We start from the raw sequence: 21,557 nt of genomic DNA, 5'->3' as shown, positions 1-21,557 counted from the left end.
GCCCCGGGTCAGATGCTGTGCAGCAGCATGTCGCCGACGGTGTTGCCGCTCGTGCGGATCATGCCCATGGCCATGCCGATCAGTCCGGCCGAGGCCCCCAGCCACACCCCCACCAGACTGCCCCGGATCACCGGGGCCTTGAGATCGGGACGGCCCGACTTGATCAACCCGAGGTAGAAAGCGAGCAGCACCAGCCCGGCGATCGCGCCGGACGTGCCCACCTTTTCCCCTCCGGTCAGCGGCGGCCGGTCACCGGCCGCCGCAGCGGCACCGGTCGCATTTTCCAGTGCGAAACGGCCCACGCCATTCCCCAGCGCGGCGGCGGCCCCGCCCATCGCGCCGAGGATCCCGCCGCCCAGGAAAAGCAGCGCCGCCATCGCAAGACCCGCAAAAAAATGGACTTTAGGGGTCGGGTCACCACCGCGCCATTGCCCGATTTGGTAGAACAGGACGACCAGACCGAGGGCGATCGCACCGACCCCCCCGGCTGCCGCACCGGTCGAATTCATGAGGTCACGCTCCAGTCAGTAGGTGTACGACGCCGCGCCAAACCTGAGCGGTGACGCCGAAAATGAAAGCCCAGACGACCACCGCGACCACCAGGCGCAGCAGGTAGCCGATGACCGGGGTGCGCCAGCCGCGCCGCACAGCGGCGATCAGCCCGCTGGCGACGGCCTGCACCAGGCCCCCGAGAGCCGCCGCGAGGGGAGCGCCGATCGGCAGGACCATCACGACGCCGAACAGCAGCACGACCAGGAGCACCCAGCCCAACGGCGCGAAAATCCCGTCCTCCGCCACGCTGGCCACCATGCGGTCCGTGGCACTTTTCCCGCCCCAGGTGACCAGCAGCGAGACGGCGATGGAGGGGAGGTTGATGGACAGCCGCATCCAGCGGATGTCCAGGCCGCGCCGCGCGGCGGCCGGGTAGGCCACCCCAGCGACGGCGTCCGAGATGGCGCCGGCCGCGTGCTGGAGCTGGTGGCTCAGCTCCTGCGCGGCGACGCCGGCCTCGACGGAGGCCGTGTCCCATCCCTCGCGCATCTCGTCACGTACCAGGTCGCCCTGCCACCACTCCGGCCCGCCCCCCGCCGCCGGCTCCTGCCGCTCCTGCGGTTCGGAGGCGGGCGCACCGTCGGCAGTGCCGGCCGTGGGCGGGTCAGTGGGGGGCGGCGGGGCCTGCGGCGGGAGCGCGGCCTCCGGAGCAGGGTCGCCGTCGGCGTCAGGGGCGCGCCACCACTCCCCGCCCGGCTCCTGGCCGGACGGCGGCAGGGGCGCCGCACCTGCCGACTCCTCGGCGGGGGTGGGGGGTTCGGGTGCGGGGACCTCGGGCGGGAGGGGCTGCCGGGCAGGCGGCTCGCCCGCCCCGGTTCCGGTCTCGTGTGCGTCGCTCATGGTGCTCCCCCACGCCCCCAGCCCCTGGGCGCCCCTCCGCTGCTACTCGATCACATGCAGCAATCTAACCCCCGCATGGCGTGAAATCGCCCGGTCGGCGGTGCGAATCTGCACCCCGGCGCCCCCAGCCCATGCAGACGGCTGCTCGCGGCCCCGGGGCGCCCCCGGTTATAAAAACGGCCCCGCTCAGGGGAGAGCCCTTCATGTCCGCATCCGGCGGCCGAGCCGTCTCTCACGCGTCGGGCAGGTCCACCGTCAGCGCGTCCATCGTCCAGGCGTCCACCCTGTCGAGGGGCAGGCACCAGGCGCGCGCCCAGTCGGGATACTCGACCAGGTAGATCAGGTGCGGGGGATCCAGCGGGAGATGGGGACGGGTCGCCCGTGCGTGCTGCCGTTCCTCGCGCCGCTGGCGGGCCTGCCCGGTCAGTACGTCGTACGCCTCGCCGACCGGGGACGCGTTGCCGCGCCGCACGGTGTCGGCCTGGATCTGGCAGTACCGCACCTCGGAGACCAGACGGCCCCGCAGCTGCGTCCCGCCGACCAGGAGCGTGACCTCGACGCACACGCCGTCGTCCTCGTCCGCCTGGTGCGCCATCTGGACCAGGCTGCTGTCCTCATGCCCCAACCCCATGCACAGGAAGGGTAGTCGGCGGTGACGACGGTCGGTGCGGGGAGAGAATCGGACGGTGACCGATCACCGCCGCCCGCTGGGCACCGGACCAACCGACTCCGACAGCCCGGCCGGAGAGGCACCGCGGGCCCCACTCGCCGCCGAACGCCTCCCCTCCACCCCGATCCCACGGGGCACCCCGCGCGGCACCCCGCTGCACCGCCGGCCGCTGGGCACCGGTACCGACCCGGACTGAGAACGGAGCCGGCGTACGGGGCTACGGCCCGAAGCCCCGGACCGGCGGTGCGGGGTGCATGGCGGCCGGGTCCCACACGTAGGCCCGGTCCACCGTGCCGCGCACGCCGTCGTGGAGGGTGAGGGTGATCTCCACGTGGTAGACCACCGTGCCGTCCTCCCGGTCCTCCCGCCCCCGCACCACCGCCGGCCGCCACCGCCCGCCCACACGGATACTCAGGAGCGGCCCCAGCGGCGGGTAGAACCGGTAGGCCGGCCGGGGCCCGTCGCCGTTCCAGGGGCGGGCCTCGACCGCGTCCGGGGGCCACATGCTCACCCCCGCGCCTGCTCGCGGCGGGCCTGCCGACACACCTCCACCCGGCGAGCGCCCCGCCCGCACCCGCTGCCCCAGGCGGGATGCCACATCAGGGCCACCGACAGCCGCAGCAGACGCCGCCGCAGCCGCGTCGCATCCCGCGGCCTTGCGGCCAGCGCCGCGTAGGTGCGGTGCCAGTCCTGCTGGAGCACGACCAGGTCGCGCGGGACGGGATCGAGGGGTGTCGCCATACCCCGACTAGATCACATGTTCGAATTCTTGTGCGAGACGGCCCCGCCTCGGCGCGCCCCACCGGCCGGCACCTGGCGCGGTTCAGGTCATTGGTGGACTGATCAGCGCCAACCACCCCCGCACGCCCTGCCACAACGTCGCCGCGTGCCCTACAAGGGATCTGGCCGACGAGGGGGAGGGGGCGCGGGTGCTGTCCATCAATCTGGCGGTGCTGCTGGCGTTCATCGTGATCATGCGTCTGCGACGCCGCACCGAGGCGCGGAGCCGGAACGACGAGAAAATGACCGTGGTCATCGTGCTGGTCCTCGGACTCCTGCTCGCCCCCACGGATTTCGGGCAAGCCGTCCTGAAGGTGACCGGTCAGCTCGCGGAGCAGGTCACCCAGATCAAGTTCTAGTTGTGCTGTCTCAGGAGATTGGTGCCGCCTCGGCTGAACCGCGTATCAGCGGGCTACAGCGGGAGGACCCAGGCGTCACCGGCGGTGCGCTCACCGTCGGCGCCAGGTAGACCTTGGCGGATCTCCTCGATCAGGTCGAGCACTCGCTCGTTCGCCTCGTCCCTTGCGCCCTCCCACGCGGCGGCGGCCCGTTCGGCGTCCATTCCGGTGGGGCAAGTGATTGTCCCGGTGTCTGAGTTCCAGTCGATGCCCTGACCAGCGAGTACGGTGCGGGCGCGATCGGAGTGTTCGGACTCGATGGCCGACCAGTCGAATGTTTCGTTGTCCGCGAGTGCGCCGGTATCGCCAGTCTCGAACTGGTCGAAGACCCACGCTGTGACGGTGTCGTGATCGGTCATGGTCTCCAGGTCATCGCCCTCGCGGAGCGACGTCGAGAGGGTGTCAGGCATTCGACTCCTTGATCGTTCTCAAGATGGTGACTACCGAGCTGCCCCGACTCAGCGGCGCCCGGCGGCTACCTCCCCGGCCGGGATGAGACGGGCTGCCGCCGGGTAGGCCAGGAGCGGCGCATGGTCCTCGTCCTCCGGACGGCGGGAGACGACCACGGGATACAGGGTCACGGCATCCATTCGAACTCTCCTCGGACATGTCAGCTGAGCTGTGGGCATTGGGCTGACGACCAGACCAACGCGAGGCGCTGTGCGGCGCCCTGAGCGACGATCACGATCCGCGACGAGTTAGGGCCCGCGCCGGGAGTGATCGCCACTCAGGCGGCCGTACAGCGGCTAAAACGGGGCCTCTGTGACTGCGGATGAGGGTGAGGCCGCCACCGCCGCGTTGTCGAGCGCGGCGGCCAGGTCCGGGTCGGCGTCCCGCAGCCGCTCGTGCTCGGCCTGGATCCGGCAGCGTCCGCACATGCCCAGGGACTGGATCTCCCGCCCGCACGAGCCTCGATGCGGCCCCACCCCGGGACACGTTCCCTCGGCCGTGGGCTCGACCCGGATCTGCGCGGCCCACTCGCAGGCCGGGCAGGTGCCGCCGTCCCGCAGATGCCGGCCGCAGCCGCCCTCACAGACCGGCCACCCGGCGCAGCCCGCACACCGGGGCACCGGATCGCGCACGTCCGCCAACTGGCCGCAGTCGCAGCGCGGGAGCCCGTCCGGAGTCGGCCGGGTCTCGGGTAGACGGCCCGGGGAAGGGGCCGGTCCGGTCGCCTGGGCCGGAACCTGGGGGAGTTGGGGCAGATTGCTCAGCCGCCAGGAGATGACCGCGCCGACCGACTTCTTCAGCGGGACGGGCAGCGGCTGGGTGAGCACCGTCCACAGCATCTCGCGGCTGTAGCCCTCTTCCAGACGCCCCGTCACCATCAACGCCTGATGCCGGAACGCGTCGCCCACGAGCATCAGGTGCGGGTGCTCCCGCCCGACCTCCGCCAGCAGGGCCGCCCCCGGTGACGACACCACGGGAGCGCTCCGAGCACCGGCCGGTGCGGACGCCTCCTCCTGGACCTCGACGCCGCCGCCCCCGTCCGTCCCTCCATCCGCCTCGCGCGCGCCCACCTCAGCTGTGGGGACGGACGGACGGGATGAGTCTTCTGTTGTGTTCTTACTGACTGTCTTCTTAGGGACTCCGGGGTCCCCCGAGTCCCGGGAAACCCCGGACTCGGGAGCGACCTGCGGTTTTGCGACGTTTTCCCAGGTCGGCCCCGAGTCCGGGGTTTCCCGGAGTCGGGGAGCGATCTTCTTCCGCCGCTTCGCGGCCCGCTCCAATGCGGTCTTGGTCGGCGGGATCACCTCGATGCGCTGGGCGTCGGGCTCTTCCTCCGCGATCGCCGCCAGGAGGTCGTCCACGTCTTCGTCCGTGGCCGGGGTGTCGTAGACCGCCATCTCGGTGCGCCACCGGTTGCCCCTGCGCTGCATGACCCGCACCTTGACCACGTACCGCGCGGCCTGGAGCAGCCCCATGGCCCCCGCCATTGCCTCTTCGCCGTAGCCGTACTTCCGGCCGATCTCCGCCAGCGTCACGTCCCACCCGTCGCGGTGCCGCAACAGGATCGTCAGCAGCGCCAGAGCCATGAAATCGAGCTGCACCGCGTCATCGATCGTCCGATTCGGGACCGCTGCGAACCGCGGCGGCCGACCACTCCGCTTCCTCACCGGGCCACCCCCGCCCCGGCCGCCGCCACTCTCCTCGTGTCCTGGCCCTGTGGCCTGCCGCGCTGTTCATCTCGTACGCTCAAGGGAGCGCACCTCCTCATCCGAGAGTGCTTCTCCGAAGTCGGGCGGCCACCCGGCTTCGGCCATTGGGCCCCGCTTCGGCGGGGCCTGCTGCGTTTATCCCTCCTGGTCAGGAGCCTGGTAGTAGTCGCTACTGGCGGGGGTGACGGGCCACTTCGCCGAGGCGCCACGGGGCAGTGGATAGCCGACGGCAAACGTCTCGGCGGACATCCGGATGTCCTGGACTTCCACGACCTGCTCTGGCTGGCGGCCTCGGCTGGCGAGGTAGGTCACCCGCAGCGCGCGCAGCAAGGGGGCGCCCGCCTTGGGCATCAGGAGCGCGGCGGCCTCATCCGGGGATGGCATTCGGGCAGAAACTTCCTCGCGCCAGTGCAGAGGTTTCTGAGCCCATTCTTCGAGGCGGTCATACATGCCGCCCACTCCGGTGTCTCCGGCCAGAGACGGCAGCTCAGCGGTCACCCAGTCCGCAATCCAGGAGTCGGCGAGCTGGCGCTGCTCCGGCACCTCTGGGTCACCGATGATGCGCTTGCGCACCGTCAGGTGGGTGCCGCTCTCGACGCCCAACGCCTCGGCCACATCAGCGGGCGCGGGGGCTGTTTGGACGCGCGTCTTCTCCCCGCCCGGGTACGGGAGTGCACGCCAGTGCTGCACCTCGGGGCCGCTGTAATAGCCCAGCTCGTCCCGCTCGATCTGGCGGTGCCGGACGGTCAGACGCACTCGGTCCGGATGCTCGCGTACGTACATCCCCGCCCGTCGGCGGCCCTCTACCAGCCCCTCGCCTACGAGCAGCTCGACCGCCTTTCGGGCCGTGATCTCACTGACCCCGTGTTGGGCCGCGATGTCACGTTTCAGCGGTAGCGGCGTTCCGGGGGGGAGGTCACCGGATGTGATGCGTTCTCGCAGGTCACGCGCAATTTCCTCGTACCTGGCGGCCATCGTCCAGTCCCTCCGTTGATCGACTCAGGGGAGGCTAGCGTATACGTCAACCCTTGCCATGCCTAGATCTGACGTATACGTTATCTCACGACGGCCAGAGCGGCCCCCGGTTGGAGCCGGAGACCGCTCCGTGTCCAGGCGTTGGAGCGCCCAGACATGGCCTGGTGGTTGACCACCAGGGCCGCAGCGTTGGAGCGCTGCGGCGGTGCCGTCGGACCGATCCATGGGTGATGGAGAGAGGGACCGACGTATGTCGATCGTCGCAGATCACGGTGTGGTGGAGGAGCTGGCCGCGTTTTCCGCGGCTCATGGGGATCCGGCGGTGTGGGCGCCGGCCGAGTACGAGCTGTACCTGGAGCTGGGCGCGGCGGAGTGTCCGGCCCGGGGGACGGGGCCGGGTGGCCGGCGTCTGCGGCCGAACGAGGAGGTACCGCCCCTCACGCCCGAGCAGGCGGAGCGGCTGGGTGAGTTGGCCGGCCTGTATCACCGGCGGCTGGTGGGCGCGGCGCGGGCGCGGCTGACGACCTGGGGGACCCCGGCTGCACAGGCCCTGGCGACGGCCGAGGACCTGGTCCAGGACATGTGGCTGGACGTGGCCCGCCGCGCCCGGCGCCCCGGTGACCTGCTGGGCCCCGAACGGCTGGACTCCGAGGAGGAGCAGCGGCATCTGTTCTGCCAGGTGCGGCAGTCGGTGAGTCACTGGGCGCGCCGTGCGCAGCGGTCTGAGGAGCCGACCGACTGGGAGACGCCGGAGGGCTGGGCGCTGGCGGCGCCGGGTGTCGGGGAGATGGGGCAGGGCCCGCTGACGGATCGGTGTGAGCAGCTGCTCGCACCGCTGGACGGCCGGCTGCGGGCGGCGTTGGTGGAGCGCTGTTACGGGGTGCCGCTGGCCCGGGTCGCCGAGCTGCTCGGTGTCGCGGAGACAACGGCCACGCGGCTGGTGCGGCGGGCGGTCGCCCGTCTCCAGGGGCGCCCGGCCACGCACCAGGAGGAGCGGGAGGCGGTCGAGCGTGCGGTGCGGCCGGTGGCGCTCGAGGTGCTGCCGGCCGACCAGCGCGAGGCCCTGGAGGCGATGCCCGAGAGCGTGCGGCTGGCGCTGCTGCTGCGCCTGGCGGGGGTGTCCTGGCCGGTGATCGCCCGGCGCTGCGAGCGGTCGCTGACGACGGTTCAGGCGTGGGGCCGCCGCTACGGCTACGTCCTGGACCCGGCCGCCACCACCGCCGGCACCGAGACCGGCGAGGAACTGCCCGTCGGGTGGGAGGAGCTGGCCGGGGTGTTGCCCGGGCGTCAGCAGCAGGTGCTGCGGCTGCGCGCCGGGGGCGGCTCCTGGCCCCGGATCGCCGGCGCGGTCGGCTGCTCCAAATCCGGGGCCAGGCACGCGTACGAGAGCGCGGTGCGCAGCCTGCACCGCGCCGCCCGCGACCGGCAGGCCGACCGGCCCGGCCGGGGCGTCGTGGCGGCGTGAGACGCGGCCGCCGGCCCGGCGGCCGTCCGAGACGGATGTCGAACTGGCGGGGGGCGGGCAGGTGTCCGCCCCCCGCCGCACGAGGGAGACCGTGATGGCACAGACCGCACAGACGACCGAACCACCCCCCGCTCCGGGAACAACACCCCCCGCTCCGGCTACGGCTCGCCGGACTCCGGACCCGCACCACGCCGCTCCGGAGCGGGTGCGGGAGGATGCCTCAATGACCGACGCGCAGACGCTCAAGGGTGGCCGTCCCCCGCACGGTGGGGTGCCCACGGCCGGGGCCACTCCGGACGCGGCCGGGGCCACTCCGGTGGCCACCCCGGCCACTCCGGACAGTTCCCGGGGCGCTCCGGGCGCTGAATCAGGGGGTGGCCGCAGGGTGCCACCCCCGGCCACCGGGAGGGGGGCCATGGCCGGGGCCGCGCCGAGCACGGCCCCGGCCACCGGGGTGGCCACCCCGGCCACCCCGGCCACCCCGAGGCGGGGCGGGGGAGCCGTTCCGACAGCGGTGCTGCGGGTCCTGGCCGTCGCCGCACTGGTGGGCATGATCCCGGTGACAGGGGTCGGGTTCGCCGCCTCCTACAGCACGCTGCGGGACGCGGCGCTGACCGCCGGGTTCGCCGACTGGCTGGCCCCCTGGGTGCCCATCGGCATCGACGGGGCGATCATCGCGTTCCTGGCCATGGAGCTGTACATGGTGGCCCGGGGCACTCCCTGGCCGCTGATGCGGTTCGCCGCACACGGCATGGCGGCCTCCACCGTGCTGCTCAACGCCACCGTGGGCACCGGAAAACCGCTGATGGCGGACCCGGTGTCCGCGTTCTGGCACGGGCTGATGCCCCTGCTGTTCGTCGCCGGGGTCGAGGGGGCACGGCGCCTGCTGCTGCACGCCGCCCGGCTGTCGGCCGGGCTGGAGACCGACAGCATCCCCCTCCACCGCTGGCTCCTGGCCCCCTGGCCCACCGCCCGGCTCTACCGCCGTATGCGCCTGGCCGGCGTGCACTCCTACCCCGAGATGATCAAGCGGGACCAGGACCTGCGCGGGTACGAGGTGTGGCTCAAGCAGGAACTGGGCGGCGATCTGAAGCAGGCGAGCGATGTGCAACTCCTGCCGATGACGATGGCCGGCCGCGGCTTCACCGTCGAGGAGGCGCTGGCGCTCCCCGGGAAGTGGAAGGCCGAGGCCGAAGAGCGCGAGCGGACCGAGGCGGAGCGCCACCGCATGGAGGATGTGCGCCGGGCGGAGCAGGCCAAGGCAGACCGTCTGCGGGCGATCCGCGACCGGGGCGAACTGGCCGCGGCCGAGCACGAGACGGACGCAGAGGTGGCGTCCGCCGAGGCGGAGGCGGAGCGCATCCGGGGCGAGGCGGAGCGCATCCGCCGTCAGGCGGAGCGCACCGCCACAGCGGAGGAAGAGGCATTCGAGTCGGCGGAGGCCGCCGCCGCGAAGCGCAAGGCGGCCGAGGACACCGAGGCCGCCGTCCAGGCCGCCGCCCGGACCGAGAAGGAGCGCCACAGGGCGGAGGCGGAGCGCGCGGAGGCGAACCGGAAGCAGGCAGAGGCCGACGAGAACGACGCACGCGCGGCCTACGCCCGGCGCCAGACCCAGGAACACAACAGCCAGGCGGCCGTGGCCGAGCACCGGGCTGCGGAATGGCGGGCGAAGGCGGCCGAGATCGAGGCCCGCGCGGTGGTGGCCGAGGACTACGCGCGGCTGACCACCCGGCAGCGCCGCGAGTCCTGGACAGCGCGCCGGATCTGGGCGGCCGGAGGCGTACAGCACGGCCCCGACGGCATCCAGGTATCGACCGACGTGGTGCCGCTCGCCGAGATCGAACAGGCGCTGGGCATCTCGCAGAGCGCGGCGGGTGAGATCCGCAGCGCAGCAGTGGCGCGTCTGCAAGACGGTTTCGACCCCGCCACCGCCTACAACCCCCAGGGCTGACCCCTCGGCAAGGACGTGGACGTACGGGCGGCCCTCCCCGGCTCGGGGAGGGCCGCCCGTCGTTGTTTGTGCCCAGGCGCCCGCGCAGGGTGCTGACAGGGCCTCACAGCGGCCGAGCCGTCCGCGCCGTGACCCGTGGTCAGCGGCGTCCGCCCCACCACCGCCGCCGGGGCCCTGGCTCCTGGGCACCGCCGTCGGCGCCTGGCTGCTCCGGGGAGGCCGGGCTGGCCGGGGCCTCGGACACGGGGCGCGGCCGGGAGGCCGGGATCTCGGCCCGTTCCGGCGCCGGCGCCAGAGCGGCGAGTGCCTGCTGCAAATCGGCGATGTGCGCGATCCTCGCCGCGTCCATCTCCCGCAGGACCCGCGCCTCGGCCTCGGCCGCACGGCGTCCGGCCTCGGCCTCGGCCGCCTCCCGCCGTAGCTCGGCCAGCTCGGCGCGCAGCCGCTCGACCTCGGTCAGGGTGGCCATGGTGTGGCCGGGGCTCTCACCCGCCCCGACCCCGGCCGCGGCCTCCTCCTGGCCGTCATCGTGGCCGGGGTCGGGCGGGGCAGGTGCATGCAGTCGCAGACCGGCCGCCAGCAGATCCTCCACCGGGATACGCCACGTGCCCTCGCTCAGCACCGCGTTGGGGAATGCGCCCTCCTCCCGCCGGCGCCGGATCGTCGTACGGGACACCTCGCACGCGTCGGCGGCCTGCCGCTGGGTCAGCATCGGACGGTCGCTCATCCCCCCATCCTCCCCCGCCGCACTGCTGCGGGCGGTAGCGCCTCACACACGCGTTTTCCCCTGGTGACGGCCCCTCCCCCAGGGGGTGCCGCATGCCCGGACGCGGGTGCTGCACGCCTTATCTACCCCGCGCGTCACGCGGCGCGCGGCTCCCCGGCATCGGCCGCTACCGACGGCCCCGGCCGGGACCAACCTTTGACGCACGACGGCCCCCGGGCGGCGCTACCGACGCCGTGATCCCCGGGGGCCCTCGCTGCGTCCTCACCCTCCAGGGAGAAGAACGCATGCGCGACCATACCCGCCCCCTCGGCGCTGACGAACCCTGCCCGCTGTGCCTGTACTGGCGATGCCGCTGCGACGAGATCTTCCGCCTGAGCACCACGTCCGCCACCCCGGCCGACTCCGACCCCGACATGGACGAGGCGCTGCGCCGCGTCCGGGCCGGGGGTGCGCGATGACGTTCTGCGGCCAGTGCGGCGAGGCGGGTACCTCGGGCAGTGCGTGCGGACGATGCGGCGCCGAACTCGCCGCCGTCCCCGCCCCGACGGGAGACCTGTGATGGCCCGCCGACCGGTCGAACTCGTGGCGGGCCAGCTCGCGATGGGCGCCGAGGAGCCGTGGCAGCCCTCGGAGTGCAAGTGCTGGCCCTTCCCGCCCAAGCCGCGCTTGGGCTGCCAGCACTGCCCGACCTGTGACACCTGCCAGGACTGCCGGCAGTGCGCGGGCAGCGGCTGCACCTGCGCCTGCGAGAGGGAGGGGGAGTGACGCCCGGACTCACCGCACCCGAGAACTGGCCCGATGCGCCGGTCTGCACCGAAGCCGACGCCCGCGCGGCGGGCCTGGACATCGCGCCCGCCCCCGGCGAGCTGACGGCCATGGCCGAGCTGATCGTCACGTCGCGGGGCCACGAGCCCATCCCCGAGGTGGACCTGGCACGGGCCGTACCGCTGGCGTGCGCCGAGATCAGGCGCCTGCGCGTCGAGCTGGCGGTCTGCCAGACGCAGCGCGCGAACTACGCCGAGCGCGACGGGAACTGAGCTGACCAACTGCCGCGAGGGCGGCCCCGTGTTCGGGGTCGTCCTCCGGTGTGTCTGGCGCTGCTGCTGCCGTCCCCGCCTGGTGCGGGTGCGGCTGTGGGACTGCCAGAGCACCACGTCAGACGCCCGGAAGAGGGCGACGAGTCGAGAGGAGAGACGTCGATGGCATCGAACTACTGGAGGGCTGCTGCGGATGAGGCTCACGCTGCTGCGGATGAGTGGACGGCCCTTATCAGCAGCACGCCGGCCGGGAGCACACCGGACCCGGCCGCTGCCGCCCGACTGTGCCGGGAGAACGCCGAACAGTACGAGGAACTGGCCCGCGACCAAACGTGACGGTCCACGCAGCCACTGAAGGAGTACGGCGCCCCGCAGAGGCGGGGCGCCGTACTCCCGCGCGTCTGGCGCTGCTGCTGCCGTCCCCGCCTGGTGCGGGTGCGGCTGTGGGACTGCCAGACCCGCACCCTGACCTGTACTTTTCCAGGAGGAGCACCGTGACCAACGCACCCGACGCCAGCCCGGCCGGGTCGCTGCCGGCCCCGCAGGACTACGACCGGCTGTTGAACCTGAAGGCGCTGACGCACTGGACGTTCGACATCCAAAACGGCTACGCCGACGACTCCCGCACGTTCGAGGCCGCGCTGGCCGCGTTCCAGGCGCACCTGCGTTCCCAGCACGTGGCCGGGGACGGGAAGCTGTCCGCCCCGCGACGGGCGCGGAAGATCGAGCGGCGTCTGAAGGCGCTGTCGAGGGCGGCCCGGCGGGCCGAGCGGGAGGCTGTGGGGCTGCGTACCGACTACGCGGCGCACGTCGCGCACGTGGCGGCGCTGCCCGGGCAGCGGGAGGCCAGGGCGGCGAAGAAGGTCGGCCGCCGGGCGGCGGCCGGGGAGCTGGCGGCCAAGAGCCTGAACAAGACGGCCACCACCGCCGCCGCCGCCGCTACGGCTCCCGGGGACACCTCGGCGCCGCAGGAGGCTCCGGCCGGGCAGGTGGGGCAGATGCGCGGCATCAATGAGCTGTGGTCGAAGGGGCGTAGCGCGTGAGTGCGCCGCTCCAGACGCCGGAGGAACGCCGTCGGGCCAACCGGCTGCGGCACCTGATGGCCCGGCAGGAGCAGATGGCCGCGCGCGGCCCGAAGGGCGTGGCCGCCTCCTGGTGGGACCACGCCCGTGCGCTCGCTGCGGAGGAGGAGCGCGGGGCCCGCTACGACCCGGGCGCGGATCCCGGCGCGGCCTGGCAGGACCTGGCCCGCGCGCTGGAGAACTGGTGCCAGCGCTACAGCCGGTAATCATCACCATCATCATCACCACGGCGGACGGCCGGTTCCGTGGGCCCCTAGGCGGGCGCGCGGACGCACGGGCGCGCGGACGCGCGAGGATGCCCCGCCCGGTGACTGTCCGTCAAGAGGAGATCTCGTGTCCGACACCACGGGCGGGAACGTGTTCACGCTCAGGCCCCGCCCCGGCGGTGCACCGCCGGGGCTGCCACCGCTCCCCGGCGGCGCACCGCCGTCCACCCCTCCCCAGCCGCCGCCCGGTCCGCCGCCGTCCACCCCGCCCCCTGCCCCGGGGGACGGGGCGGACCCGGTTCCGACCCGGGCCCGGCGCTCGGCCGCCGACGCGCTGAGGGCCCTGCCCGTCGGCCCGCCCCCGGCGCCCGGACGGGTGCCGGCGACCTTCCGTGCCGAACCGCCCTCCGACACCACCACCGCCGGTGGTGGTGATCAGTCACCGGGGCTGGGGGCGCTGTCGCTGTCCGCGATCCTGGCCGTGGCGCTCGCCGCGCTGCGCGGGACGGCCGGCGCCGTGCAGGACTGGCGCCAGCGGCGTATCGAGCGGGCGGCCGAGGCCGAGCCGCTGCGCAAGGCCCGGCTCAAGCTCGCCCAGGCCCAGGCCGAGGCCGGGAGCGGCACGACGTCCGGCAAGAGCGGCCGGCGGGTCCCCTCCTCGCAGGAGTGGGGCCGGCGTACCCACGGCGGCGGGGGAGGGCCTGGACGCTCGGGCTCGGGCACCGGGCCCCGCAGCAACTCCGGTACCCCCAGGGGCTCCGGGGGGACCGGTCGGGGCAGCGGCCCCGGCGGCGGCAAGTCCCCCGGAGCCGGTGCCTCCCACAAGAGCCCCGCGGGCGGCACGAGCGGCCCCAAGAGCGGCACCTCGGGCAAGGGCCCCGGAAGCGGCAGCAGCCCGAAGAGCAGCGGCAGCGGCAGCGGCAGTGGGGGTGGTGGCGGAAAGAGGCCCGGCGGCACCTCGGGCAAGGGCTCCGACGGCACCGGCAGGGGCAAAGGCTCCAACGGCGCGGGTAAGAGCAGTTCGGGCAACGGCGGCGGCGCGGGGGGCAAGGGCAAGCCCGGCACACTCGGCGCGCTCGCCCTGGAACGCGCCAAGCGGCGCAGCGCCCGGGAGACGGCCGAGAACCAGCGCGCGGCCCGGCAGCAGAAAGCCGATTTGGCCGACCGCAAGGACCGCAAGAGCGACGGCAAGAACACCGATGACCCCAAGACCAGCCCCAAGGACAAGCCCGACAGCCCCGGGACCAAGAAGAAGACGAAGGACAAGAGCGCGGGCGACGCTGAGCGCGAGCGGGTGACGCTGGGCAAGGCAGTCGGCGATGAGGCGTACCGCCGTGCCGACGAACGACTGAAGGCCCGGCGGGAGTCGCCCGAGCCGTTCCTGCGCCGCGAAACCGGGAAAGACGGCAGGCCCCCCGGCACCGAGAAATCCGCTGACGGCCCTCCAGACGGTGCGCCGGGCCCCGCGCCGGATCCGTCGCCGGACGAGGAGAAGTGGACCGGCAACACCTACGACGGCGACCCGTTCGACACCGGCTGGATGCCCCCGCCCCGCAGGGACCGGCACAGCGCCGAGGACGCCATGTACGACGCGACCGCCGAGGACGTGTGGCGCTTCGAGGGCCTGGACCGCACCGACCCCCCGGCCCGCACCCGCCCGGCCGGTCCGGCCGGGGCGGTCACCACCGGTGTGCGGGGCCTGCCCCGCGCTCCGCACCGCCCTCTCGGACGCCGCCCCGGCACCACCGCATCCGCATCCACCAAGGGGACGCGCATGAGCACACCAGCCCGTATGCCCAGCCGGGTCGGGGTCGATCCGTCGCACATGACGGAGGTGACCCTCGACGACGTCCTGGACGGCCTCGCGAAGTCGAGGAACGACTGTTTCGCCACCTACGACGAATGCGCGCGGCTGGCGACGCTGGCCGGCGAGCTGAAGCAGCACCTCACCGATCTGGCCGAGGAACTGCGGCAGCGGCACAACATCATCGGCCGCCTCACCTCGGCCGCCCTGCGGCGCCTGGCGGAGTCGATGGACCTGCTCGTGCGCAAGGCCCACGCCATGCGGGCCGAAAGCCTCCGCGCGGCCGAGTCGGTCGAGGTCGCACACGACGCGATGCACGACGCCTACAAGCCCGTCCAGCGGGCCGCCGTCGATGCCGGGCTGCCGATGCCCAGCGCGCCCGTACACAACAAGGAGGACTGAGATGGCTGGTGAACTGGAGCCCTACCGGCTGCGCCTGCCCGCCCGTATCGGCGGGGGACTGTCGTTCCTGCGGCTGGCCGCGAAAATGACCGCCCTGACCACCCAGGCCCTGGCCCTCAAAGAGGGACTGTGGAGCCTCAAGCGGCGTATCGAGCACGACTCGGCCGCCGCCGACCGACTGGCGGAGATGAGCGGCGCCGCCAAGGTCGAGCCGAAGTTCTGCTCACTCATCCACGAGGCGGCCGGCTCGCTGCGGAAGGTCGCCGACGCCTCCGGCGGACTGGCCGGGGCCGCCGACACCGTCGAGGCCGCCGCCCGCGCGGTCACCCAGGCCCACCGCTCGGAGTACCAGGGCGTGTACGAGGCGGTGAACGCCTCCGGCGTCCAGCAGGCAACCGCCGGCTTCTACCGGACCCGAGGCTGACCCCCGTCCCGCCCCGTCAGAGGCCCGGCCACCGGCCGGGCCTCTGCTCTGTCACCGCCAGGAGGAGCACCGTGGCCACGCCGACCAAGACCACCACCCCGCAGACCAGCCCGGACCCGGCGCCGGCCCCGGCCCCGTTCACCGCCAAGACGGCCCGCCGCCTGGCCGCGATCGAACGCACCGCCTACGCCGCCGCCGGAATCGGCGCAGCCGCCGGCCCCCAGCTCGACAACCCCTGGATCCACGCCGGTGCCATCGCCCTCGGCGCCGGCACCCTGTGGCGGCTGTGGAACCGCACCACAGACGGCGACCACGCGCGGCTCCTGACGTCCTGCCAGCGCGCCCTCCCCGTCCTGGGCCTCTCAGGCTCCTACACCGCCGCGCTGCTCGTACCCGGCTCCTCCTGGTGGGAGATGGCCGCTCCGATCGCCGCCGGCGCTCTCGCAGCGCTGGCAGCCCCCCTGACCCGCTCGCGCACCATCGCGCACCACACAGACCAGCTCCCCGCCGTCGTCCAGGAGCAGACCGCCGCAATCCAACAGCCCCGCCCCGTCGCGCTGACGGGAGACGAGTACGCGGACGGCCTGGCGCAGATGTGGGCCACCTCCCCCGAGACCGGCGACACCCGCCTGACCCACATCCGTCACAACGCCGCCCAGTCGCCCGATTTCACTGCTGTGATCGAGGCCCTGCCCGGACAGGCCGTGCCCGACAGCATCAAGGAGCGCACGGTGGCGGCCGTCTACGACGTGCCGCCCGGGTGCGTGGACCTGGCCGACCTCCCCGGCAAAGGCCCCGGATACCGCGCCGTGCGCGTCGCCCCCGCCCAGCACGGCCAGGAGGCACAGCGCCAACTCACCCCGGAAGAAGCCGTCCGCACGGTATGGGCGGAGCGGGTGGAGGCCCCGGGCGGCGCCGCCCCCGGCATGGGGCTGACGGAGTTCCGGCTGACCGACGACCGCCTGGTGCTCCTGGTGGACGCCGCCGACGGCCAGATGATCCACCTCCCCCGGCGTCAGATCACCCGCGCCCTCAAGCCCCTGGGGGTCAAGGACCCGGAACTGGTCATGGTCGAGGCCGACGGAGTCGCCCGCGGCGTGGTCACCGTCTACCGCGAGCACCCGCTCATCAACATCCGGGCGGCAACGCGCGAGGACCTGACCATGGACGCCGACGGGCGGATCGCGCTCGGGCTCCAGCACGACGGCCGCCCCGCCCGCATCCCGCTCTACGACCCCGAGCTGGGCGCCGTCACCGACCTGGTCGTCGGTGCCCCCGGCTCCGGCAAGTCCGTGACGCTCAACCACATCATCGCCGCCGAACGCATCTCCGGCGTTGTCAGCATCGTCGCGGACGCCCAGAACGGCATGTCCCTGCCCGAAGCGAACGGCAGGGTCTATCACTTCGGGGCGGGCATCGCCGCTCTCGGTGCGACACTCGCCGCCGCCTGCGCGGTCGGCGACTACCGCGAAACCATCAGCGCGGACAACGGCTGGGGCGGGTTCAAGATCGGCGACCCCTGGCCCCTGTTCAATATCAGCCTGGACGAAATCAACCGCGTCCTCGGCGAAGAGGCCGACGTCCCGTCCGAATACAAGAACTGGGTCATCGGCAACATCGCCCATTTCCAGCTGACCGGCCGGAAATTCGGAGGCGGCCTGCGATTCGCCGGACAGTCCATCCACGTGCGGGACCTCGGCGACGCCGAAAAAATCCGGGCGAACGCCAAGAACGGCACCGTGTGGCTGGGCCGGGTGAATTCCAGCATCACGCAGAACATGGCGGCCGACATGGTCACCGACGGCACCGAAGTCACCCCCATCCCCAAGCATTTCGGCTCCGCCGCCGACGACGTGGAAGCAGCCTGGGCCGGAGAGGAGACCCCGCCCGGACCGCTCACCGCCGGCCGCGCCTGGACGTTCCAGGGCGGACGCGCCGCATCCATGCGCACCTTCAAGGCCGTCAAGGAGAACCGAACCTTCCCCGGCCTGATCACCCTCTACGAGTCGGCGCCCATCCCGGGCCTGACCCCGGAAGAGGACCGCATCTTCCAGCAGGCGTACGCGGAAGCCCTGCCTGCCGCCGAGCGCCTGCTGGCCGGGGAAGACCCCTACGCCGACGACGACCAGGACGACGACGGCGACGACGGCGGGAATCAGCCGAAGAAGGCCAAGAAGCCGTCCCTGCCCCCACGCTCCGCACCCCCCGCCCCGCCCCGGAACCTGGCCGACCGCGTCCTGGACGCGCTCGCCGACGGTCCCCGCCGCACCCGCGAAATCCGCACCCAGGTCGGCGTGGGCCAGCCCGACGGCCCCGCCTCCGGATCCGTGGACAACACCCTCTCCAAACTCGCCGAGGCCGGCCGCGTCGTGAAAGCCGGACACGGCCTCTGGACGCTCCCCACCGACCAGGACTGACCCCACCCCACAGCGGCCCGGAGACGCCTCTCCGGGCCACTGCGCTGCCCAGGAGACCCGCATCCGTGCCCACCACCACCCACCCCACCCACGGCCCTCCAGCGACCTCCTACAGCCCCGAGCCCGCCCCCGCCGCGCTCGATCTTGAGGCCCGCATGGCCGCCGTCGATGCGCAGATGACGGTCCGCCTGGAAATGGCCGGCCTCGCCCTGGACATCGACTCACGCATCCCCGTCGAGCCCCTGGACCTGGCCGACGTCGTCACCGGCCCCGTCCAACTCCCCGACCCAGCCGAGACGCCGTACCCGACGCCGGCCGCCGCCACCCTCCAACGCGCCGCCCGCCGCCTCCGCACCGGGGGCTGGAGCCGGGGCACCACCGTCGATGAGGCCGGCGCCCGCTGCCTGTACGGCGCCGTCCGGGCCGAAGCCCCCACCGCACGGGCCGAGGGCGACGCCCTGGCCGTCCTCATGGACGCCATCCGCCGCCAGTTCCCCGGCGCGGAGTCCGTACCCCACGCCAACGACCACGAACTGGGCGACTGGCGAGCCGCAGTGCAGCTGCTCGACGGCGCCGCCGTCCTCGCCGACGCCCGCGGCCTCTAACCCCAGCAGGACTGACCCAACAAGGAACAGGAACAGGAACTGACATGAGCGAGACCATCCGCTACACCGCCGACGTGGTGGCAGTCACCGACGACGGCCGCGTACTACTGATCGAGCGCGGCTGGGACCCCTACGAGGGGCACTGGGCGCTGCCCGGCGGCCACGTAGATCCGGGTGAGGAAGAGGAACAGCCCCAGAAAGCGGCGGCCCGCGAGCTGGCCGAGGAGACCGGCGTCCGGGTGGACCCGGGTGATCTGACCTACCTCGGCCAGTGGGGAGCCCCCGGTCGTGACCCGCGAGGCAGGTACGTGACCTACGCCTACGTGGCTCAGGTCCCCGCCGACACCACGGCGCAGGCCGGCACCGACGCCCGGAGCGCCCGCTGGTGGCCACTGGCCGATCTGCCAGAGCTGGCGTTCGACCACGCCGACATCATCGCCGCAGCACGCGGCTTGAACTCCACCGGAGGGACAACGGCATGAGCAGCAAACTCACACCCGAACACGAGCAGGACATCCGTACCCGCATCGAGGCCACAACCCCTGGCCAATGGATGCGAATCGGCTCGGACGTCATCGACACGGCCGGATTCATCGTGGGCCAGTTCGACAATGGTGAGAACGCCGAATTCACTGCCCATGCCTGCCAGGACGCTCCCGCCCTTCTCACCGAGGTTGAGCAGCTGCGGGCCCGGGTCAACGAGCTGACCAAGCAGCGCGACGAACTGCTGGTCGAGGACGCACTCGCCGAACGGGGCCCGGACGCACCGAGCACGTTCAGCCCGCAGCAGGCCGAGGAGGAGCGCGACAGCGTGTACCAGGAGCGGGCGCAACTGCTCGCCTGGCTCGCCACCGACCTTCCCGCCGTCCTCGTACCCGCCATCGACATGGACGAGCCCGATTGGCACCTGCTCTACCTCGACACCCCGGCCGGGCACCTCTCATGGCACATCCACCCGCGCGATGTCGAGCTGTTCGACCACGTCGAGCACGTCGACGCCGACGACCCGCGCGCCCGGTGGGACGGCCACACCACAGCCGAAAAGTACGAGCGAATCCGCTCCCTCCTCACCCCGACCGACTGCCCCCGAGCCGGTGAACGAGAGCGCGCCGCCCAGTCGATCGACGCCGCCGAGCGAGGCGCCTCCTCCGCACCTACAGCCGACTCACCCGCCCCCTGGCTCCCAATCACCAGCGCCCGCCACCAGCCACAGACACACGGCAACCCGGCATGACCGCCGCCGTCATCGCCGTGGTCGGCACCCTGCTCGGCGCTCTCGTCAACAGCGTCATGCAGCAGCGCGCTCGGCGCCTGGAGCGCGCTGCCGAAGCAGCCGACGGACGCCGGACCGCCCGGATCGACGCGGTCACCGCGCTGTCCGTGGCCGTGAGCGACCACCGCCGCGCCATGTGGGCGGTCCGGGACGCGCAGATCACCGGACAGCCCGACGAGCGCGCCACCGAACTGCGCGACGAATCGCACCGCACCCGCTCCGCTATCACCGAGCCGGCCGTTCGGATCCGGCTGCTGATCAGGGACCAGGCCGTTCGCACCGCTGCCGAGGCCGCGATCCAGGCGACCTACGTGATGCGGACGGCGGAGACCACCGCCGAACTCCAGCGAATGCGCGCCGCCGCCGTCACCGCGCACGACGGCCTGATCGACGCGGCCGGCCGTCATCTGGATCTCTGATACATCGCGGTCGGTTCATTTGAGGGACCCGTCACGCTTAAGCGTGACGGGTCCCTCGCCTTTTTGGGGCACAAAGAAGAAAGGAATTCAGCGTGAGCGAATTACAGCCCACCCCCGATAACTGCGTATCCGAAGCAGTCAAAATGCTGCGCTCCGAAATCGGGGCCTGCAAGCAGACAGCATCCCTGCTGCTCGCCCTCGCCGGTGGCGGACTCGCCGCCCTGGCCGCCACGGCGCCGGCTGTCCCGTGGCCGGTCCTCATCCCCGCGGGCATCGGCGCAGCGGCCATGCTCGCCGCCATCTGGCACCTGCTCACCGCCGTTTACCCGAGCCTCGGCGGTCCAGGCTGGCCCGCGTGGCCTCAGATGGACGACGATGACCTGTCGGCCCACCTCGCCCACAGCGGCGGCCTCCCCCAGGTTCGGATGCTCGCCAGCACCGCACGAGCCAGGTTCGAACACGTTCAGCGCTCCGTGGTCCTGCTGCGCATCGCCGTCCTCAGCGCAGCAGGGGCCGGACTCCTCGCCCTGGTACTCGCCCTTGTATGAGATCCGTGAAGGCCCCGCCCCACGCTCAGCGTGGGGCGGGGCCTTTTTGCGTTTCAGAACCCGGCCGCTGTAGGGGAGTTGCGCTTTTCGCCTTTCGCGGAATTCGCAACGCGGGCGCTGCCGTCCTCGTCGCTGTTTCTGACGGCAGTGGTGACGGCATCGGCGGCCCACACCGGCTGGTGGACAGTTCCGCCGAATGGCCCGGGGCTAATTCATCTCCGGGTACCTTCGCACGTTGAATTCCTGCATTCCCATATCGGGCTTCAGCTCTGTGGCTGAGCTATTCGTGGCCGCGCAATTCTGTGTGCGTACGGCGGATTTGTGCCGGGCGTAGGGGGGCGAGCAGAGCCCAAACGCTACACAGTCAGCGTCAGTGATGCATCATGCTGACCACGTGGTCACTTGCGGAGGTGGTGCGTCGAACGGATTCCCCGCATCACGGCGGGTTGACGCGTATGCTGGCCGGGTATTGGTGAACGTGAGCGGCGGGTTTCGAGGGTGGGGGCGGGTGGAGCGTAGCGGAACCCGTTACCACCGTGAGGGTCGGCACCTGATCGGGCCGATGGTCCGTCACTCCCGTTGCGGGGGTGGTGGGCAGGAATCCCAAGCCCTACACAGGTCCGCGCGTGATGCACCTCCCTTCGTAGCCAGCCCAGGCAACCGCGCTTGCGCGGTTGCCCACAATTCGCGCTTGCGCGAATTGTCTCGCTTTTTGAATTCCGCTTGCGGAATTCTATTCCGGCGCTTGCGCCGGAATCTGGCGGAGCGTCAGCGGAGCCATCACTATGCCCCGGCTTGCCGGGGCATAGCCCGCTCCGCGGGG

Annotated in this window: 27 protein-coding genes; 17 read left to right on the top strand and 10 right to left on the bottom strand. The window is 72.5% G+C overall.

The window, feature by feature from the left end; all coding sequences use genetic code 11:
• Positions 1-8 precede the first annotated feature (8 nt).
• From ABD339_RS32580 to ABD339_RS32570, 3 genes are all read right to left on the bottom strand, one after another.
• Complete coding sequence (locus ABD339_RS32580; protein WP_344570787.1) at positions 9-509, bottom strand: hypothetical protein; 501 nt, start codon at positions 507-509, stop codon at positions 9-11.
• A gap of 4 nt (positions 510-513) precedes the next feature.
• A complete protein-coding gene (locus ABD339_RS32575; protein WP_344570786.1) occupies positions 514-1,392 on the bottom strand; it encodes a hypothetical protein in 879 nt (292 codons plus the stop codon).
• Between the two features lie 232 nt (positions 1,393-1,624).
• Positions 1,625-2,023: a hypothetical protein gene (locus ABD339_RS32570; protein ID WP_344570785.1), complete on the bottom strand. Its 399-nt coding sequence runs from the start codon at positions 2,021-2,023 to the stop codon at positions 1,625-1,627.
• A 55-nt stretch (positions 2,024-2,078) separates the two neighbouring features.
• On the opposite strand from ABD339_RS32570, the gene ABD339_RS32565 reads away from it, so the two are divergent.
• Positions 2,079-2,258 carry a hypothetical protein gene (locus tag ABD339_RS32565; protein ID WP_344570784.1) on the top strand — a complete coding sequence of 60 codons (180 nt, stop codon included), beginning with the start codon at positions 2,079-2,081 and terminating at the stop codon, positions 2,256-2,258.
• Between the two features lie 21 nt (positions 2,259-2,279).
• Here ABD339_RS32565 and ABD339_RS32560 read toward each other — a convergent pair whose 3' ends face one another.
• On the bottom strand, positions 2,280-2,573 hold the full coding sequence (locus ABD339_RS32560) for a hypothetical protein (RefSeq protein WP_344570783.1): 294 nt from the start codon (positions 2,571-2,573) through the stop codon (positions 2,280-2,282).
• Positions 2,570-2,803, bottom strand: coding sequence for a hypothetical protein (locus tag ABD339_RS32555; protein ID WP_344570782.1), 234 nt, complete (start codon positions 2,801-2,803; stop codon positions 2,570-2,572). Before ABD339_RS32555 ends, ABD339_RS32560 begins: the two co-directional genes overlap by 4 nt.
• 188 nt (positions 2,804-2,991) lie before the next feature.
• On the opposite strand from ABD339_RS32555, the gene ABD339_RS32550 reads away from it, so the two are divergent.
• The gene (locus tag ABD339_RS32550; RefSeq protein ID WP_344570781.1) at positions 2,992-3,201 is read left to right on the top strand and encodes a hypothetical protein; all 210 of its coding nucleotides are present in this window, start codon (positions 2,992-2,994) and stop codon (positions 3,199-3,201) included.
• 53 nt (positions 3,202-3,254) lie between these two features.
• Here the strand turns inward: ABD339_RS32550 and ABD339_RS32545 are convergent, their stop codons facing one another.
• From ABD339_RS32545 to ABD339_RS32530, 4 genes are all read right to left on the bottom strand, one after another.
• A complete protein-coding gene (locus ABD339_RS32545; RefSeq protein WP_344570780.1) occupies positions 3,255-3,650 on the bottom strand; it encodes a hypothetical protein in 396 nt (131 codons plus the stop codon).
• 48 nt (positions 3,651-3,698) lie between these two features.
• Positions 3,699-3,830 (bottom strand): hypothetical protein, encoded by a 132-nt coding sequence (locus ABD339_RS32540; RefSeq protein WP_344570779.1) that lies wholly within the window; start codon positions 3,828-3,830, stop codon positions 3,699-3,701.
• Positions 3,831-3,986: 156 nt separating this feature from the next.
• A complete protein-coding gene (locus ABD339_RS32535) occupies positions 3,987-5,291 on the bottom strand; it encodes a hypothetical protein (RefSeq protein ID WP_344570778.1) in 1,305 nt (434 codons plus the stop codon).
• 243 nt (positions 5,292-5,534) lie between these two features.
• Positions 5,535-6,374 carry a GntR family transcriptional regulator gene (locus ABD339_RS32530; RefSeq protein WP_344570777.1) on the bottom strand — a complete coding sequence of 280 codons (840 nt, stop codon included), beginning with the start codon at positions 6,372-6,374 and terminating at the stop codon, positions 5,535-5,537.
• A gap of 250 nt (positions 6,375-6,624) precedes the next feature.
• On the opposite strand from ABD339_RS32530, the gene ABD339_RS32525 reads away from it, so the two are divergent.
• Both ABD339_RS32525 and ABD339_RS32520 read left to right on the top strand, forming a co-directional pair.
• On the top strand, positions 6,625-7,839 hold the full coding sequence (locus ABD339_RS32525) for an RNA polymerase sigma factor (RefSeq protein ID WP_344570776.1): 1,215 nt from the start codon (positions 6,625-6,627) through the stop codon (positions 7,837-7,839).
• Between the two features lie 223 nt (positions 7,840-8,062).
• Positions 8,063-9,790, top strand: a complete 1,728-nt coding sequence (locus tag ABD339_RS32520; RefSeq protein ID WP_344570775.1) for a DUF2637 domain-containing protein — start codon at positions 8,063-8,065, stop codon at positions 9,788-9,790.
• A 139-nt stretch (positions 9,791-9,929) separates the two neighbouring features.
• Here ABD339_RS32520 and ABD339_RS32515 read toward each other — a convergent pair whose 3' ends face one another.
• Complete coding sequence (locus ABD339_RS32515) at positions 9,930-10,517, bottom strand: helix-turn-helix domain-containing protein (RefSeq protein ID WP_344570774.1); 588 nt, start codon at positions 10,515-10,517, stop codon at positions 9,930-9,932.
• 284 nt (positions 10,518-10,801) lie between these two features.
• Between ABD339_RS32515 and ABD339_RS32510 the strand changes: the two genes are divergently transcribed.
• From ABD339_RS32510 to ABD339_RS32450, 13 genes are all read left to right on the top strand, one after another.
• Positions 10,802-10,975 (top strand): hypothetical protein, encoded by a 174-nt coding sequence (locus ABD339_RS32510; RefSeq protein WP_344570773.1) that lies wholly within the window; start codon positions 10,802-10,804, stop codon positions 10,973-10,975.
• A 100-nt stretch (positions 10,976-11,075) separates the two neighbouring features.
• Positions 11,076-11,282, top strand: coding sequence for a hypothetical protein (locus ABD339_RS32505; protein ID WP_344570772.1), 207 nt, complete (start codon positions 11,076-11,078; stop codon positions 11,280-11,282).
• A complete protein-coding gene (locus tag ABD339_RS32500) occupies positions 11,279-11,554 on the top strand; it encodes a hypothetical protein (RefSeq protein ID WP_344570771.1) in 276 nt (91 codons plus the stop codon). The genes ABD339_RS32505 and ABD339_RS32500 overlap by 4 nt, the downstream gene beginning before the upstream one ends.
• A gap of 494 nt (positions 11,555-12,048) precedes the next feature.
• Positions 12,049-12,597: a hypothetical protein gene (locus ABD339_RS32495; RefSeq protein ID WP_344570770.1), complete on the top strand. Its 549-nt coding sequence runs from the start codon at positions 12,049-12,051 to the stop codon at positions 12,595-12,597.
• Complete coding sequence (locus ABD339_RS32490; protein WP_344570769.1) at positions 12,594-12,842, top strand: hypothetical protein; 249 nt, start codon at positions 12,594-12,596, stop codon at positions 12,840-12,842. Before ABD339_RS32495 ends, ABD339_RS32490 begins: the two co-directional genes overlap by 4 nt.
• 127 nt (positions 12,843-12,969) lie before the next feature.
• Positions 12,970-15,048: a hypothetical protein gene (locus ABD339_RS32485; RefSeq protein ID WP_344570768.1), complete on the top strand. Its 2,079-nt coding sequence runs from the start codon at positions 12,970-12,972 to the stop codon at positions 15,046-15,048.
• 1 nt (position 15,049) lies between these two features.
• Positions 15,050-15,472 carry a conjugal transfer protein TraB gene (locus ABD339_RS32480; protein WP_344570767.1) on the top strand — a complete coding sequence of 141 codons (423 nt, stop codon included), beginning with the start codon at positions 15,050-15,052 and terminating at the stop codon, positions 15,470-15,472.
• 71 nt (positions 15,473-15,543) lie between these two features.
• Entirely contained in the window at positions 15,544-17,889 is a 2,346-nt protein-coding gene (locus tag ABD339_RS32475) for a hypothetical protein (protein ID WP_344570766.1), read from the top strand.
• A gap of 65 nt (positions 17,890-17,954) precedes the next feature.
• Complete coding sequence (locus ABD339_RS32470; RefSeq protein WP_344570765.1) at positions 17,955-18,494, top strand: DUF6197 family protein; 540 nt, start codon at positions 17,955-17,957, stop codon at positions 18,492-18,494.
• A 44-nt stretch (positions 18,495-18,538) separates the two neighbouring features.
• A complete protein-coding gene (locus tag ABD339_RS32465) occupies positions 18,539-18,976 on the top strand; it encodes an NUDIX domain-containing protein (RefSeq protein WP_344570764.1) in 438 nt (145 codons plus the stop codon).
• The gene (locus ABD339_RS32460; RefSeq protein WP_344570763.1) at positions 18,973-19,728 is read left to right on the top strand and encodes a hypothetical protein; all 756 of its coding nucleotides are present in this window, start codon (positions 18,973-18,975) and stop codon (positions 19,726-19,728) included. Before ABD339_RS32465 ends, ABD339_RS32460 begins: the two co-directional genes overlap by 4 nt.
• Positions 19,725-20,186: a pRL2-23 gene (locus ABD339_RS32455; protein WP_344570762.1), complete on the top strand. Its 462-nt coding sequence runs from the start codon at positions 19,725-19,727 to the stop codon at positions 20,184-20,186. The genes ABD339_RS32460 and ABD339_RS32455 overlap by 4 nt, the downstream gene beginning before the upstream one ends.
• A gap of 92 nt (positions 20,187-20,278) precedes the next feature.
• Positions 20,279-20,734, top strand: coding sequence for a Pycsar system effector family protein (locus tag ABD339_RS32450; RefSeq protein WP_344570761.1), 456 nt, complete (start codon positions 20,279-20,281; stop codon positions 20,732-20,734).
• Positions 20,735-21,557 lie beyond the last annotated feature (823 nt).

This window comes from Streptomyces axinellae, assembly GCF_039532135.1.
Taxonomy (GTDB): domain Bacteria; phylum Actinomycetota; class Actinomycetes; order Streptomycetales; family Streptomycetaceae; genus Streptomyces; species Streptomyces axinellae.
This window is presented reverse-complemented; position numbering and strand designations above follow the sequence as displayed.

Bases quoted from the DNA above. Each gene is read 5' to 3' on its own strand.
- ABD339_RS32580 (WP_344570787.1), bottom strand. From the start codon at position 509: ATGAATTCGACCGGTGCGGCAGCCGGGGGGGTCGGTGCGATCGCCCTC.
- ABD339_RS32575 (WP_344570786.1), bottom strand. From the start codon at position 1,392: ATGAGCGACGCACACGAGACCGGAACCGGGGCGGGCGAGCCGCCTGCC.
- ABD339_RS32570 (WP_344570785.1), bottom strand. From the start codon at position 2,023: ATGGGGTTGGGGCATGAGGACAGCAGCCTGGTCCAGATGGCGCACCAG.
- ABD339_RS32555 (WP_344570782.1), bottom strand. From the start codon at position 2,803: ATGGCGACACCCCTCGATCCCGTCCCGCGCGACCTGGTCGTGCTCCAG.
- ABD339_RS32545 (WP_344570780.1), bottom strand. From the start codon at position 3,650: ATGCCTGACACCCTCTCGACGTCGCTCCGCGAGGGCGATGACCTGGAG.
- ABD339_RS32540 (WP_344570779.1), bottom strand. From the start codon at position 3,830: ATGGATGCCGTGACCCTGTATCCCGTGGTCGTCTCCCGCCGTCCGGAG.
- ABD339_RS32530 (WP_344570777.1), bottom strand. From the start codon at position 6,374: ATGGCCGCCAGGTACGAGGAAATTGCGCGTGACCTGCGAGAACGCATC.
- ABD339_RS32525 (WP_344570776.1), top strand. From the start codon at position 6,625: ATGTCGATCGTCGCAGATCACGGTGTGGTGGAGGAGCTGGCCGCGTTT.
- ABD339_RS32520 (WP_344570775.1), top strand. From the start codon at position 8,063: ATGACCGACGCGCAGACGCTCAAGGGTGGCCGTCCCCCGCACGGTGGG.
- ABD339_RS32515 (WP_344570774.1), bottom strand. From the start codon at position 10,517: ATGAGCGACCGTCCGATGCTGACCCAGCGGCAGGCCGCCGACGCGTGC.
- ABD339_RS32510 (WP_344570773.1), top strand. From the start codon at position 10,802: ATGCGCGACCATACCCGCCCCCTCGGCGCTGACGAACCCTGCCCGCTG.
- ABD339_RS32505 (WP_344570772.1), top strand. From the start codon at position 11,076: ATGGCCCGCCGACCGGTCGAACTCGTGGCGGGCCAGCTCGCGATGGGC.
- ABD339_RS32480 (WP_344570767.1), top strand. From the start codon at position 15,050: ATGGCTGGTGAACTGGAGCCCTACCGGCTGCGCCTGCCCGCCCGTATC.
- ABD339_RS32465 (WP_344570764.1), top strand. From the start codon at position 18,539: ATGAGCGAGACCATCCGCTACACCGCCGACGTGGTGGCAGTCACCGAC.
- ABD339_RS32460 (WP_344570763.1), top strand. From the start codon at position 18,973: ATGAGCAGCAAACTCACACCCGAACACGAGCAGGACATCCGTACCCGC.
- ABD339_RS32455 (WP_344570762.1), top strand. From the start codon at position 19,725: ATGACCGCCGCCGTCATCGCCGTGGTCGGCACCCTGCTCGGCGCTCTC.